The 12,138-nt window shown below is 64.1% G+C and carries 12 protein-coding genes; 2 read left to right on the top strand and 10 right to left on the bottom strand.

The window, feature by feature from the left end; all coding sequences use genetic code 11:
• Positions 1-12 precede the first annotated feature (12 nt).
• Positions 13-849 carry an AraC family ligand binding domain-containing protein gene (locus tag AB6802_RS23820; RefSeq protein WP_371012635.1) on the bottom strand — a complete coding sequence of 279 codons (837 nt, stop codon included), beginning with the start codon at positions 847-849 and terminating at the stop codon, positions 13-15.
• A gap of 89 nt (positions 850-938) precedes the next feature.
• Here AB6802_RS23820 and AB6802_RS23815 point away from each other — a divergent pair, with 89 nt between their 5' ends.
• On the top strand, positions 939-2,120 hold the full coding sequence (locus AB6802_RS23815) for an amidohydrolase (RefSeq protein ID WP_371012634.1): 1,182 nt from the start codon (positions 939-941) through the stop codon (positions 2,118-2,120).
• A gap of 9 nt (positions 2,121-2,129) precedes the next feature.
• Here the strand turns inward: AB6802_RS23815 and AB6802_RS23810 are convergent, their stop codons facing one another.
• Complete coding sequence (locus AB6802_RS23810; RefSeq protein ID WP_371012633.1) at positions 2,130-3,047, bottom strand: fatty acid desaturase family protein; 918 nt, start codon at positions 3,045-3,047, stop codon at positions 2,130-2,132.
• An 86-nt stretch (positions 3,048-3,133) separates the two neighbouring features.
• Here AB6802_RS23810 and AB6802_RS23805 point away from each other — a divergent pair, with 86 nt between their 5' ends.
• Positions 3,134-4,048, top strand: coding sequence for a LysR substrate-binding domain-containing protein (locus AB6802_RS23805; protein WP_371012632.1), 915 nt, complete (start codon positions 3,134-3,136; stop codon positions 4,046-4,048).
• Here the strand turns inward: AB6802_RS23805 and AB6802_RS23800 are convergent.
• From AB6802_RS23800 to AB6802_RS23765, 8 genes are all read right to left on the bottom strand, one after another.
• Positions 4,045-4,317, bottom strand: a complete 273-nt coding sequence (locus AB6802_RS23800) for a DUF3303 domain-containing protein (RefSeq protein WP_371012631.1) — start codon at positions 4,315-4,317, stop codon at positions 4,045-4,047. The two genes, AB6802_RS23805 and AB6802_RS23800, sit on opposite strands and share 4 nt — an antisense overlap.
• A gap of 140 nt (positions 4,318-4,457) precedes the next feature.
• Positions 4,458-5,921 carry a RimK family protein gene (locus AB6802_RS23795; RefSeq protein WP_371012630.1) on the bottom strand — a complete coding sequence of 488 codons (1,464 nt, stop codon included), beginning with the start codon at positions 5,919-5,921 and terminating at the stop codon, positions 4,458-4,460.
• A gap of 4 nt (positions 5,922-5,925) precedes the next feature.
• Positions 5,926-7,023 (bottom strand): peptidase C39 family protein, encoded by a 1,098-nt coding sequence (locus AB6802_RS23790; RefSeq protein ID WP_371012629.1) that lies wholly within the window; start codon positions 7,021-7,023, stop codon positions 5,926-5,928.
• 205 nt (positions 7,024-7,228) lie between these two features.
• On the bottom strand, positions 7,229-8,020 hold the full coding sequence (locus AB6802_RS23785; RefSeq protein ID WP_371012628.1) for an anti-sigma factor: 792 nt from the start codon (positions 8,018-8,020) through the stop codon (positions 7,229-7,231).
• Complete coding sequence (locus AB6802_RS23780; protein ID WP_371012627.1) at positions 8,017-8,535, bottom strand: sigma-70 family RNA polymerase sigma factor; 519 nt, start codon at positions 8,533-8,535, stop codon at positions 8,017-8,019. The genes AB6802_RS23785 and AB6802_RS23780 overlap by 4 nt, the downstream gene beginning before the upstream one ends.
• 160 nt (positions 8,536-8,695) lie before the next feature.
• Positions 8,696-9,109 (bottom strand): type II toxin-antitoxin system VapC family toxin, encoded by a 414-nt coding sequence (locus AB6802_RS23775; protein ID WP_371012626.1) that lies wholly within the window; start codon positions 9,107-9,109, stop codon positions 8,696-8,698.
• A complete protein-coding gene (locus tag AB6802_RS23770) occupies positions 9,109-9,348 on the bottom strand; it encodes a type II toxin-antitoxin system VapB family antitoxin (RefSeq protein WP_371012625.1) in 240 nt (79 codons plus the stop codon). Before AB6802_RS23770 ends, AB6802_RS23775 begins: the two co-directional genes overlap by 1 nt.
• A gap of 63 nt (positions 9,349-9,411) precedes the next feature.
• The gene (locus tag AB6802_RS23765; protein WP_371012624.1) at positions 9,412-12,138 is read right to left on the bottom strand and encodes a DUF2339 domain-containing protein; all 2,727 of its coding nucleotides are present in this window, start codon (positions 12,136-12,138) and stop codon (positions 9,412-9,414) included.

Below are 12,138 nucleotides of genomic sequence, written 5' to 3'. Positions count from 1 at the left end.
GCATGAATGTCGTCAGGCGCCAGCGCGCCTGAACATGCCCGGCGTCATCCCGTGCGCTGAACGGAAAATGCGAGACAGATGGCTTTGGTCGGCAAAGCCGGCGGCAAAGGCGGCATCCGCGAGATTCGCGCCTTGCTGGATCAAAAGGCTGGCGCGGCGCTGCCGGCGGTCGCGGATGAAGGCGGCGGGCGTCAGGCCGAGCACCTTCTTGAAATCCCGGATGACCTGGAAGCGCGTCACGCCGGCGGCTTCGGCGAGCCGCCGCAAATCGAGATCAAGGCTCAGATTGTCCGCGATAACCTGTTCGTAGATCGAGAGCCTGCCTTGCGAACCGAAGTTTTCGACCGCCTCGCGCCGCCGGCCGCCCCAATCGCCATGGCGCAGGATGAGCTTGCGCAAGGCGATCAGCATCGAGGTTTCAGAGTTTGTCGGGTCACCGGATGCCGAGCCATGATGCGCGGCGGCCACCGCCTGGACGATATCGCGGTCGTCGACGATCGCGCGGGAAAACAGCGGCGCGCGGTCCTGCCCGAGCTCTTCCGCGATCGAACCCATAAGGGCTGCCGAAGGGTAGAAGGTGCGATAGGCCCAGCCCTCGTCGGCGCCGGCCTCGCCGTCATGCCATACTTCCGGATTGACCAGCAGAACCTTGCCCGCCGGCGCGACGACGCTCTCGTTGGCGACGCGCACCCGCTCGCAGCCCTGCGTGATGAGCGCGACGACATAGGTCGGATGCGTGTGCAACTCGTAGCGGTGCCGCGTGAAGCGCGCCTTGAGCATGCCAAGATCGCGAAAGCGCGGGTGGCGCCAGAACTGCGTCGTCTCCTGCGGTTCTCGAATTCCCGACACGGTCAATCCTGTTCAAGACGCTGCCGGCGCAAGTGCCTAGATGCTGGCCTCGACAAGACCAATTTACGCCGGCCGGACAGGAGTTCGCAATGCTGCACAACGATCCCATAGCTGCCCTCACCCCGCAGGTGCTGGAATGGCGGCATCATATCCACGCCAATCCCGAGCTCGGTTTCTCAGAACACGAGACCGCGCGCTTCGTTGCCGAAAAGCTCAAAGCCTTCGGGCTCGATGAAGTCCATGAAGGCATTGGCGGTACCGGCGTGGTCGGTGTCCTCAAGGGCCGGGCGGGCGGGCGCGCCATCGGGCTCAGGGCCGAACTCGACGCCCTGCCTGTCCTGGAAAAGACGGGGCTGCCCTACGCCTCGAAAAAGGCCGGCGTGATGCATGCCTGCGGCCATGACGGCCATACTGCGATGCTGCTTGGCGCCGCCAAGCTGCTCGCCGACGCCAGAGCCTTCGACGGCACCGTCTATTTCATCTTCCAGCCGGCCGAGGAGAATGAAGGCGGCAGCATGCGCATGATCGAGGACGGGCTCTTCAGCCGCTTCCCGGTGGAGGCGGTCTACGCCGTCCACAATTGGCCGGGACTGCCGCTCGGCACGATCGCGGCGCGTGCCGGCCCGATGATGGCGGCTGTCGACAATTTCGAGCTCAGTTTTGAGGGAACCGGCGCGCATGCCGCCATGCCGCAGCTTGGCGACGATCCTATCCTTGCCGCCGGCGCCTTCGTCCAGGCCGTGCAGCGCGTCGTCAGCCGCTCGGTCGACCCGCAGACGGCGCTGGTTGTCTCGATCACGCAGATCCATGGCGGCAATGTCGGCAATATTGTGCCGGGCAAGGTCTGGGTGCAGGCAACCTGCCGCTTCTTCGAGCCAGCTTTATCGGACCATTGCGAAAAGCTGATCGGCGATATCGCAAACGGTATCGCCTCGGCGCATGGCCTGACCTGCAAGCTCGCTTACAAGAAAGGCTACCCGCCGCTGGTCAACACGCAGGCCGCGACAGGGCAGGCTGTGCAGGCCGCGACCGCTGTCGTCGGCCGCGAGCAGGTCGAGACGGCGTTCAACCCGAGCCTCGGCTGCGAGGATTTTGCTTATATGACTCGCGAAGCGGGTGGCTGCTATGCCTGGATCGGCGCCGGCGCCGTCGGGCCGGGCGAAGGGCTGCACGGCGACCGCTATGTCTTCAACGACGCCATCGTGCCCACCGTGCTCCGCTATTTCGTCACGCTGGTCGAGCAGACCTTGGCAGCCAAGGGGCCGGTTTGAACGCTACCGTCAGCGCAGCGTCTCGATGTATTTTTCGTGGAAGCTGACATAGCCGGGCTCGACCACTTTGAGGTGCCGCTCGATCAGCTGGTGGAAGGCCGGCAATTGGTGGAACGGCACGCCGGGATAAGCATGGTGCTCCGCGTGATAGGGCATGTTCCAGGCGAGCTTGCGCACGAACCAGTTGGTCAGCGTCGTCCTGGTGTTTTCCAGCATGTTGGCAACGAAGGGGCAGCGGCCATGCTCTGCCAGCAGATAGAGCCGCAGGAAGGGCTGGCCAAGCAGCGCGGGCACAAGCCACACATAGAGCAGCACACTTGCCTTGAACCAGACGGCAAGCGCCAGGACCGCCAGATAGAACGCGATCATCGCCCGCGCCTCGGCCTTTACCTTGGGCAGGCCCTTGGGCGGCACATAGCTGTCGCGGCAGGCTCCAGTCGCATTGGTGTAAAGCGTCGTGAAATGACCCCGCCATACCGGCAGGCCCGAAACATGGATGATGTATTGCCGCAGCGTCTCGGGTTTCGGGAAGGCCAGCTCCGGATCGTTGTCGGGGTCCTGGGTGAAGCGGTGGTGGGCGAAGTGGAAGTAACGAAACCAGTCGGCGGGCAGCGCGATCGCCAGGCTGCATAGCCGCGCCACCGCGTCGTTGAGCCACTGGGTTTCGAAGGCCGTCCTGTGCACCGTCTCGTGCAGCAGCGTGAACAGGAAGATGATCAGGATGCCTTGGGGCAGCATCAGCGCCGGCCAATACGGCACCTTGGCCGCGATCAGCGCGCCAAGAACGATGATCGCGCCGAAATGCAGGCCGAACTGGATAGCGCCCGGCCCGTCCGACTTGCCGGTCAGCCGGCTGCGCTGCTCATTGGTCAGCGAAGCGATGATTTGACGGTGGTCGACGGCGTCGTGGTGATCGATCGTGCTCATGAGCAAGCTTTACTCCGAAAAGAAACCTTTCGAAAAACGAGGATTTCTGCAAAATAGATAAGCTGAACTTATCTAACTGATGGTCCATGGTCGCCCTTCCCTCCTTACGCGGACTCCAGGCTTTCGAGACCGCCGCACGCACCGGCAGCTTCGCCGCCGCGGCCGACGAATTGTCGGTCTCGGCGGCGGCCGTGAGCCAGCTGATCCGCACCGTCGAGGAACAGCTCGGTCGAAAACTGTTTCACCGCGTCAACCGGCGCGTCGTGCTGACCGAAGCCGGCGTCGAGATGCTGCCCCGGCTCACCATGGCCTTCCAGGAGATCGGCAGCGTCGCGCGCGATGTCGGCGGCGATGCCTTCCGGCCGAGGCTGGTCATCTCGGTGCCGCCATCGATGGCGATGGGCTGGCTTTCCGAGCGCCTCGCCGGCTTTGTCCGGACACACGGCGCCGCCGATATTTCGCTGAGGGGCGACGATGACCCCGTGCCGTTCGACCGCGAGCTGATCGACATCCGGCTCTCCTACGGGCCGCATTATCGCGAGCATCCGACGGAGGAGATCGTCAGGGACGCCGTCTACCCGGTCTGCGCGCCGGGGGTTGCCGACAGGGTCAAATCCCCGGCCCTCGCCGGCATGCCGCTGATCCACACCGACTGGGGGCCGACCGGCGCATCCTTTCCGTCCTGGCGCAACTGGTTCGAGGCGGCAGGCATCGAGCCCGCCCGATCCGCGCAGCGCGGCCTGTCGGCCAATTCGTCGCGGGCGGCGCTTGACCTTGCCATTTCGGGACTGGGCGTGGCGCTGGCGCAAGGCATCTACTGCGCCCAGGCCCTGGAAGACGGCAGGCTGGTTCGGCCCGCCGCCCGAGCGTTGGAACTGCGCCAGCCCTATTGCCTGACGATCCCCGAACGCAGCGCAAGACGCGATGTCGTGGCCGCGTTCCGGGAATGGCTGATCGGGGAATGCGTGCGCGCGGTCAAATCGCCGGCGCTGATTGCCTAGAGGTGCCCGGCCAAGGCCGCGACCATGTCCTTGTTGGTCGCCACCGGGATGATCTCGAACTCGACCAGGTCGTTCCACTCGATGGCCCAGCGCTGCAGGATCGTGACGTCGTCGGTCTCGACCAGCAGGAAGCAGCGGCTCATGTCACCGGCGATCCAGCTGTGATGGACGACAAGTTCGTCCGGCTTCAGTCGCCCCTTGTCGTTGAAGCGACGGTAGGTCTCCTTACGATCGCTGCCACGATAATCCTCGATGACGAAAAACAGCATTCTTTTGCCTCAGTTCATTGGGGAACTGAGGAACTGAAGAATTGAGCGTCCCGCGAGCCATCCGTCCTCACTTCCTCACTTCCTCACTTCCTCACGTCCTCAATTCCCCAGTTCTTCAATTCCCCAGTTCCTCAATTCCTCTACTTATCCGGTCGTTCCAGGCGTTCCAGGAACCACTGGGTCAGCCGCACCCACAGCTCGTCCTTCTCGCCGGAATCCTCCCAGCCATGGTCGAGATTGGGGTTGTCGTTGACTTCGATGACGAAGACGCCGTCCTTGGTTTCCTTGAGGTCGACGCCGTAGAGGCCGTCGCCGATGCATTTTGCCGCCTTGACCGCCGTCTCGACGACATGCTGCGGCGTCTGCTTCAGGGTGAAGGTTTTGATGCCGCCCTGGTCCGGCTTGCCGCTGGCCTTGTGGTTGACGATCTGCCAGTGCTTTTTCGCCATCAGATAGTGCACGGCAAACAGCGGCTGGCCGCCGAGCACGCCAACGCGCCAATCATATTCGGTCGGGATGAACTTCTGCGCGATCAACAGGTCGGAATCGTCCAGCCACTCGGTTGCGAGCGTGGTCAGCTCGGCCATGTTCTCGCATTTCTTGACGCCGCGCGAGAAGGAGGAGTCCGGGATCTTCAGCACCAGCGGGAAGCCCAGCGTCTGCGCCGCGACTTCGAAATCGGAGGTGCCGGCGATCATCACCGTCGGCGGCACCGGCACTTTGTTGTAGGTCATCAGCTCGTTGAGATAGACCTTGTTGGTGCAGCGGATCATCGACAACGGGTCGTCGATCACCGGCATGCCTTCCTGCTGGGCGCGGCGCGCGAAGCGGTAGGTGTGGTTGGAGATCGAGGTCGTCTCGCGGATGAACAGCGCGTCATAGTTGGCGAGCTTGGCCAGGTCCTTCCTGGTGATCGGCTCGACTTCGACGCCCATCTTCTCGGCGATCCTTGCCCAGTAGCGCAGCGAGGAGATTTCGGACGGCGGCAATTCTTCATGCGGGTCGACCAGCGTCGCGAAGGTGTAGCGGGCCGGCGTGCGACCCTTGGTGTCGCGCCATTCGCGATTGGTGTAGGTATCCAGGCATTGCAGGAAGAAGGGTTCCTCCTCGTCGCTCATACGGGCCAAAGGCAGGAAGCCGATCTTGCGGATCGACGCCCATTCGGCGCTGTCCTTGATGTGGACCTCCAGCGCCGGCGCGCGGAACCAGTCGAACAGAAGCTTGGCGAAACGGTCCCATATCTTGGACGGGCCAATGCCGAAGAAGATCGCGACCTTGGTTGGAAAGACGCCGCCGAGATCCTTGCGGCATTTGTTCAAGGCGAGCTCGAGTTCCGGCAGCGCATGCTCGTAGAGCTTGCGCTCGGACAGGTCGATCATTGTCTCGACCGTCGGGATCACCCTGTGGCCGCGCGATCCGGCCAGCAGCGATGCATAATAGCCGCGGCTCTGGTAGGCGTAATTGTTCGACAGGTTGATCACCTTCGGCCGTTGGCCGCGAAACAGCGCGGGATGGGCGAGGTAGTCGCGGTTGGTGATGATCTTGTGGGGTGTGGCCACCTGATCGATGTCGTTCTGCCTGCCGGTAAGGATGACCCAGGTCATTGTCTCAGCGTTTTCCCAGAGTGATGGCGGCCCGCAAGCCGTCGCGGCCGAACTGCGCCATGTTCATGAAGATGTCGTAAGGCACTGGAATGTTGGCGGCGTCGAGAATGGTTTCCTGCCTTTCGTCCTCGACCCAGGGGTCGTGGATCAGGATATGGTCGCCGTCATCGCCGATGGCCAGCACCCAATGCGGCACCTTCTTGCCGAACATCAGGAAGCCGCTGACCAGCACCACCACCAGCTTGCCCTGAGCCAGGGCGGCGCGGATGTCGTCGATGCCGAACGAACGGTAATTGACCGGAATGCCGTAGAGTTCCGCGCGGCGGCGGAAATCGACCTGGGCGAGTTCCATGACGCGGCGTTTGTCCTCGCTGCGCACCGACTGCAGGAACAGCGCGCCGTAGAAGGAAACGAAGATCTCCGCCGCCAGCCCGCTTTCATAGCCGGAGACCGCCAGGCCGAAAGGCTCGCAACCGCCCGGACCCGACATCATGAAGACCGTGGTGGCCTCGCGCCACAAACGGATTTCCATCACCGGGTCGGGGACAAAGCCATGGTCGAAATTGGCCATCGCCATCATCAGGCAGCATGGGCCGCAGGTGAATTCGCAGGTCTGCTGGTAGAACGGCACCTCGGTGGCGATCGGTGTGTCGCCACGCAGCGTCTTTTCATAGCGCAACGCGGTCGCGCCATCTTCGTAATAGTCGGGCTCTCGGCCTAATTTGCGATAGCCGGCCTGCTCGTAGATGCGGATGGCGCGGTCATTGTCCTCGCGCACTTCGAGGCGCAGCAACAGGCGGTCGTGCTCGAAGGCCGCATCCTCCGCCGCGTCCAGGAGCTGGCGGCCGATGCCGAGCCGGCCGAAGAACGGGCTGACCGCGATGGAATAGAGCCGCGCCACGCCGCTGCCCTTGCGAAACAGCACCACCGCATGGCCGGCGACGCGTCCCTCGTTTTCAGCCACCAGCATGTTGGCCGTCTCGCGCTCGATCAACTGGCGGAAGGAGCGGCGCGACAAGCGATCGCTACTGAACACCGCCTTTTCGATGGCGGCGAGGTCATCGACGTCTGATGCGCGGGCCTTGCGGATCTCGGCAGGCATAAGGGCTTGGGAGAACCTCGATTGAGTTTGTGGAAAAGGCCCCGGCAATAAAGCGGACACCGGCCGAAACACCGGCACCCATCAAGCGCTATCGCTCCTTGATTAGGGCCGAATTGTGACAGTTTCCGCATCGGCAAGGAAGGGCGGAATCTTTGAACAGCATCCTTGTTTTGAAAGACCGCCGGCTGCCGAGACCAGCGCCGGTTCAGCTCGAGATACCGGCCACAAGCTGGCCATAGGCACTCTTGGCGACCGCCGACAGGCGCTCGGCCGGCAGCGAGCCGACGACGGCGCAGCCATAGCCCTTGTCGAGCCAATAGACGGCCTCCGGGCCATCGGCCTCGGCCGTGTAGGTGCCATTGGTCGTCGCCGACGATTCGGCGGTGACGAACAGCGAGATGCGTTCGCCCTTGGCATCTTCATAGAGCAGCATGGCGGCCTTGCCCTGGCCAGCCGGGAGCAGCCGGCCGCCGACCAGTTCGAAACCTTCGCTGGCCAGATCGGGCGCCACCAGCTTCAGCCCGATGCGGTTGGAGAGCCAGGTCTGCAGATGATCCTTGTCGCTTGCCGGAACTTCGACCGCGTGGCGCTTTTCGGCGGCGTAGATGACATGGGCGGCGATCGCCTGCTCGGCGAGCACGTCGTCGCTGTCGTCGGTCTTGCCGACGCCATCGATGCCGGCGGCATAGCCGCCAAGACCGCCAACCGCGAGCACCACGGCAGCAGCGGCCGACAACCACCAGCGCGAGCGCCAGGCCGGCATTCTCGCTGCCGTTTCACCGAATACCGCCTGGCGCAGCCTCGCCGGCACCGGCTCGTCCATCACGCCGGCGAAGGCGGAGCGAAGTGCTGCACGGTCGGCGCTATAGCGCGCGGCCCTCGCCTTCATCTCGGGATTGGTCTCCAGCCAAGCGTCATAGGCCATGCGTTCCTCGCCCGGCAGTTCGCCGTCGAGGGCCATGTGGATATCGCGTTCGGAGAAATCGCGGCGGGTCATTTCTCGACAACCCTTATCGAGCGGCGGCGTGCGGTATCGTCGAGCAGCCCGCGCAACTCCTCGCGGCCGCGCGCAATGCGCGACATCAGCGTGCCGGCCGGCACGCCGAGGATGTTGGCGGCCTCGGCATAGGAGAAACCTTCGATGGCGACCATGACCAGCGCGGCGCGGCGATCGGGGCTGATCGCCTGCAAGGCATCCATGATCTCGCGCGAGGCTATGGTTTCGACCTGATCGGCGGGCGCGGACTGGGCTTCGCCGGCTTCGAGAGGCAGGATCGCCGCCTCGCCGCGCCGGTTGACCTTGCGCATCTGGTCGATGAACAAGTGGTGCATGATCGTAAACAGCCACCTCCGGGGGCTTTCTCCAGTCTGCCAGTTGTCGAGCCGCACGAGCGCCCGCTCCAGGCAGTCCTGGACGAGATCGTCGGCGGAATCGCGGTCGCGCAGCAGCGAGCGCGCATAGCGCCGCAACCGCGGTATCTCGCTCAGGATCGCTGCCTTCTTGTCGTCCATGACCGCTTGTTTTCGAGGTCGCTTTCGTCCCGATAAAACGCGCCTTCAGGGCGCGGCGCAAGCAGTCAGCACGAAGCGGACCACCCGCTCCGGTTACCCAAGCACAGGAATAACGAGGCAATTGGCCAATTTATTCCCGCTAATCAACGAGAAAGCCGAATTATCTTAAATCCGTCAGCATGAAATCATTGCCCTTATAGAGCAGCGGAATGGCGAGCGTTTTCGCACAAGCATAGGCAAAACAGTCGCCGAAATTGAGATCGGCTTGATGGCCGACGGCCTTGCCATAGCGAGCGCTGGCGTCGATGGCGCGCGAACCGATCTCCTCGCCGATCGATACATTTTCTCCGCCGATTTCCACAATCAGTTGATCCACCAGATCGCGCGCCTTCAGGAGGGCTTCAGCGGTCAGCTTGCGGGCACCGGCGCCGGCGCGCGCCAGAGCCTGTGTCGCCTCAAAACGGACCATCGCGGAAACGTAGAAGTCGACCGGTTCGGAAAGCCGTTTGGACAATTCCTCCCAGCCCGGTTCCTGGTTGAGAATGGCGACGATCACCGAAGCGTCGACAAACATCAATCTTCCCACAGCTCATCGGTGAATTTCTTCATGTTGACGGGGTTGGGCAGGCCGAGCTTCTTCGCCTCTGTTTGCAGCTTAGCGATCCGATCGCTCAGCGGCACTTTGGCGCGCTGGCGTTCAAGCTCGTGCAGGAGGGCTGTCCGCACGGCTTCTGTCTTGCTCGAAGCATTGGTCTCGCGCTGCAATTTTGTCGCCAGTGCATCGACCTCGTCATCACGAATGTAGAGCGGCATATGAATATCTCCCGGTGGATATTCATATATTCCATTTTGGATATTCAAACAAGCCGGGAGACCTCACCCCTCTTTCGCCGCCCGCGTCAGCAGCCGCTGGTAGAACAGGCCGATGCCGATCAGCACCGCGCCGAGGCCGATGAAGGAGAGCGCGCGCAGCACGCCTTCGAGCTCGGACATGTCAAACAAAAAGACCTTCACCACGGCCACCGCAATCAGCGCGGCGGAAGCGATGCGCAGCACCTGCGATTTCAGCCAGACGCCGGCGGTGAGCAGCAAAACCCCGATGACCAGCCAGAGCGCTGAATAGGTGTAAGTCTCGAGCTGGCCGAGCCCGTTCCACCAGGCGATGAACTCGCCCTTGAACACGCGCCGCACCGAGAGTGTTGCGTAGACGAAGGCAAGCAGCGCTGCGACCAGCGCCAGCATCGCGGCATACCATTTCGGGCGCTTGTCGCGGACATAAAGCGCCAACGCGCCGGCGGCGATTGCCGGCAGCAGATAGGCCAGCAACAGCAGGTTGAAGACCGGGATGGTGCCGGTCGACTCGTCCGTGAAGAGCGGGTTCAGAAGCAAAAAATGCTGGACGGCGATCAGGCCGACCGAGACCACGCCGGCCGCCATCGAGCCATAGCGCAGCACCGAGCTCGGTGAACGCATGTCGATGGCGACGAGTATGGCGCCGCCGCCGAGCGCGATCAGCGTGTAGATCGCCTGTTCAGCAAGGGTCACGGTGCCGGTGTCGATGACGCCGCCATGCATGGCGTGGCGCACCAGCATCGCAACGGTCAACAGCGCAAACAGCGCCGAGGCCGCCTCCATGGCGAGGCGCGGCCTGCCATTGGTGGTGCGGGCGAGCTGCCAGGCGGCAAAGCCGAAGGCGAGCGCCGGCACGCCATAACCCACGAGCAGCCAGTTGAAGACCGGCGTTCTCGTCAGCGCCGCGGCACCGACGATGGTCGGATCGAAGGCGACGCGGCCGAGCACGGCGATCACCGCACCCACCGCGATCCAGCCCAATATGGGGTAAGAGCGCCAGCGCGTCGCCAGCGCCAGCACGATGGCCGCGGCACCGAGCAGCACGGTGGTCCAGCCGGAACCGAAGGCCATGTGCAGCATCAGGAGGCCGGCGAGGCCGGCGCCGGCCAGCGCGAAGGAAACGGCCAGGCCGCCGGTAAACGACGGGTTTTCCGCGCGCGCGATCCATTCGCCGCCGGCGGCGAAGACAAGCACCAGGAGCAGCGCCGGCAGCGCATAGCCGAGATCGCGGTCGATATCGCCGAAGGTGAGCCACAGCGCCATCAGCACCACCAACGGGACAATGACGCCCCATGCCGCCCAGCAGGCCGCGCGTATCCGCGCCGTGACGACGAAGTGCCTTGCGGCCCAGAAGCCGGCGGCGAGGAAGATCAGGGCAAGCACAATACCGATGCGGAAGGTCAGCGCTCCGGGCGCCGCCAAAGGCTGGGCGTCGAGCCCGACATCGAGCGCATCGGCGCCAACGGTGGTCGGCGGGATGATGCCGAGATAGATCATCACCGTGGCCAGCCCGGCGGTGAAGACCAACGGCATCGCGAGCGGCCGGTAGAGCGCCACCCCGACAAGGGCCGCAAGCAGTATCGCGCCATGCAAGGCATCGCCCGCAGGGGCAAAGGCCGGATCGACGGACAGGCCGAGCGCACTCAACGCAATGAACAATCCAGGTACGATCGACGGCCAGTCGAAGCCGCGCTCGGTATCGTCCTGCCCGGCAAGCCAGACGAGGGCAAGCACGGCGAGCGTGGCCAGGCTGATGAAAAGGATCGAAGCGAGGTTCGCATCGGGCGCATCGCTCATATAGAGGATGGTCCAGATGCCGGTGCCGGCGAAGGCCGTGGCGACCAGCGCCCGCCAGTTGCGAATGCGCGCAACGGCGGCGGTCGCGGTGAGCACGATCGCCAGATAGACGAACAGCGCCCAGGGATTAGGCGCTTGCGAGGAAACCAGTGCCGGCGTGACCATGGCGCCGACAAGGCCGATGCCGGCCAGCGCCAAGCCATGCACAAGCGAAGCGGCAATGGCCGCGACGCCGATGGCGCCAAGCAACGCAAAGGCCGGTGCCGGGCCGATGAAGCCATAGATCGCATGCGCGGCATAGACGGTGCCGAACAGGATGAAGGCGCCGGCCCCGGTCAGGATTGCCGGAATGTAGGCGCCGGCCGCGCCCTGCACCGGTACTTTGAAGCCGGTACGGCGGATGAATTCGGCGCCGGCAACCAGCACCAGGCCGAGGATGCCGGCCATGGTCAGGCGCACGCCGGGGCCGAAAATGCCGGCTTCGATGGTGTAGCGGATCAGGAACAGGCCGCCCAGCGCCAGCGCGATGCCGCCGACCCAGACCGCCCAGCGGGTGCCGAGCGCCGTCTCGACATCGGTCTTGCGCGCAGCCTTCGCGGCCGCCTCGACAGGTGCGGCAGGCTCTTCCGGATTGGCCGGATCGGTGGGACCTTCCAGGCTCCCCTCGCCTTTCGCCCAGGGTCCCGCCGCAACCTCGCCCTCGGCGGCCTCAGGCTTGGCGACGCTCTCGTCCTCGGGCAGAGCGGCGGCCGCCGCCGGGGCCAGCTTGGCTGGTTCGCGGGCAGTTTGCCGAGCGCCTTCAACCGTGCTGGAGGCGGGCTGCGCAGCCCCTGCGGCGACAACGCCTTGTAGCGTGGTGAGTTCGCGTTCGACCAGGGCAATGCGCTTCTGCAGGCGCGAAACGATGACGAACAAGGCAATGACGGCGGCAATCGCGATCAGGCTGAAAAACAC

Source organism: Mesorhizobium sp. RCC_202 (assembly GCF_041355295.1).
In the GTDB taxonomy this organism is placed as follows: Bacteria; Pseudomonadota; Alphaproteobacteria; order Rhizobiales; family Rhizobiaceae; genus Mesorhizobium.
This window is presented reverse-complemented; position numbering and strand designations above follow the sequence as displayed.

Coding starts and splice junctions, on each gene's coding strand:
- AB6802_RS23815 (WP_371012634.1), top strand. CDS start 939: ATGCTGCACAACGATCCCATAGCTGCCCTCACCCCGCAGGTGCTGGAA.
- AB6802_RS23810 (WP_371012633.1), bottom strand. CDS start 3,047: ATGAGCACGATCGATCACCACGACGCCGTCGACCACCGTCAAATCATC.
- AB6802_RS23805 (WP_371012632.1), top strand. CDS start 3,134: ATGGTCGCCCTTCCCTCCTTACGCGGACTCCAGGCTTTCGAGACCGCC.
- AB6802_RS23800 (WP_371012631.1), bottom strand. CDS start 4,317: ATGCTGTTTTTCGTCATCGAGGATTATCGTGGCAGCGATCGTAAGGAG.
- AB6802_RS23795 (WP_371012630.1), bottom strand. CDS start 5,921: ATGACCTGGGTCATCCTTACCGGCAGGCAGAACGACATCGATCAGGTG.
- AB6802_RS23790 (WP_371012629.1), bottom strand. CDS start 7,023: ATGCCTGCCGAGATCCGCAAGGCCCGCGCATCAGACGTCGATGACCTC.
- AB6802_RS23785 (WP_371012628.1), bottom strand. CDS start 8,020: ATGACCCGCCGCGATTTCTCCGAACGCGATATCCACATGGCCCTCGAC.
- AB6802_RS23780 (WP_371012627.1), bottom strand. CDS start 8,535: ATGGACGACAAGAAGGCAGCGATCCTGAGCGAGATACCGCGGTTGCGG.
- AB6802_RS23775 (WP_371012626.1), bottom strand. CDS start 9,109: ATGTTTGTCGACGCTTCGGTGATCGTCGCCATTCTCAACCAGGAACCG.
- AB6802_RS23770 (WP_371012625.1), bottom strand. CDS start 9,348: ATGCCGCTCTACATTCGTGATGACGAGGTCGATGCACTGGCGACAAAA.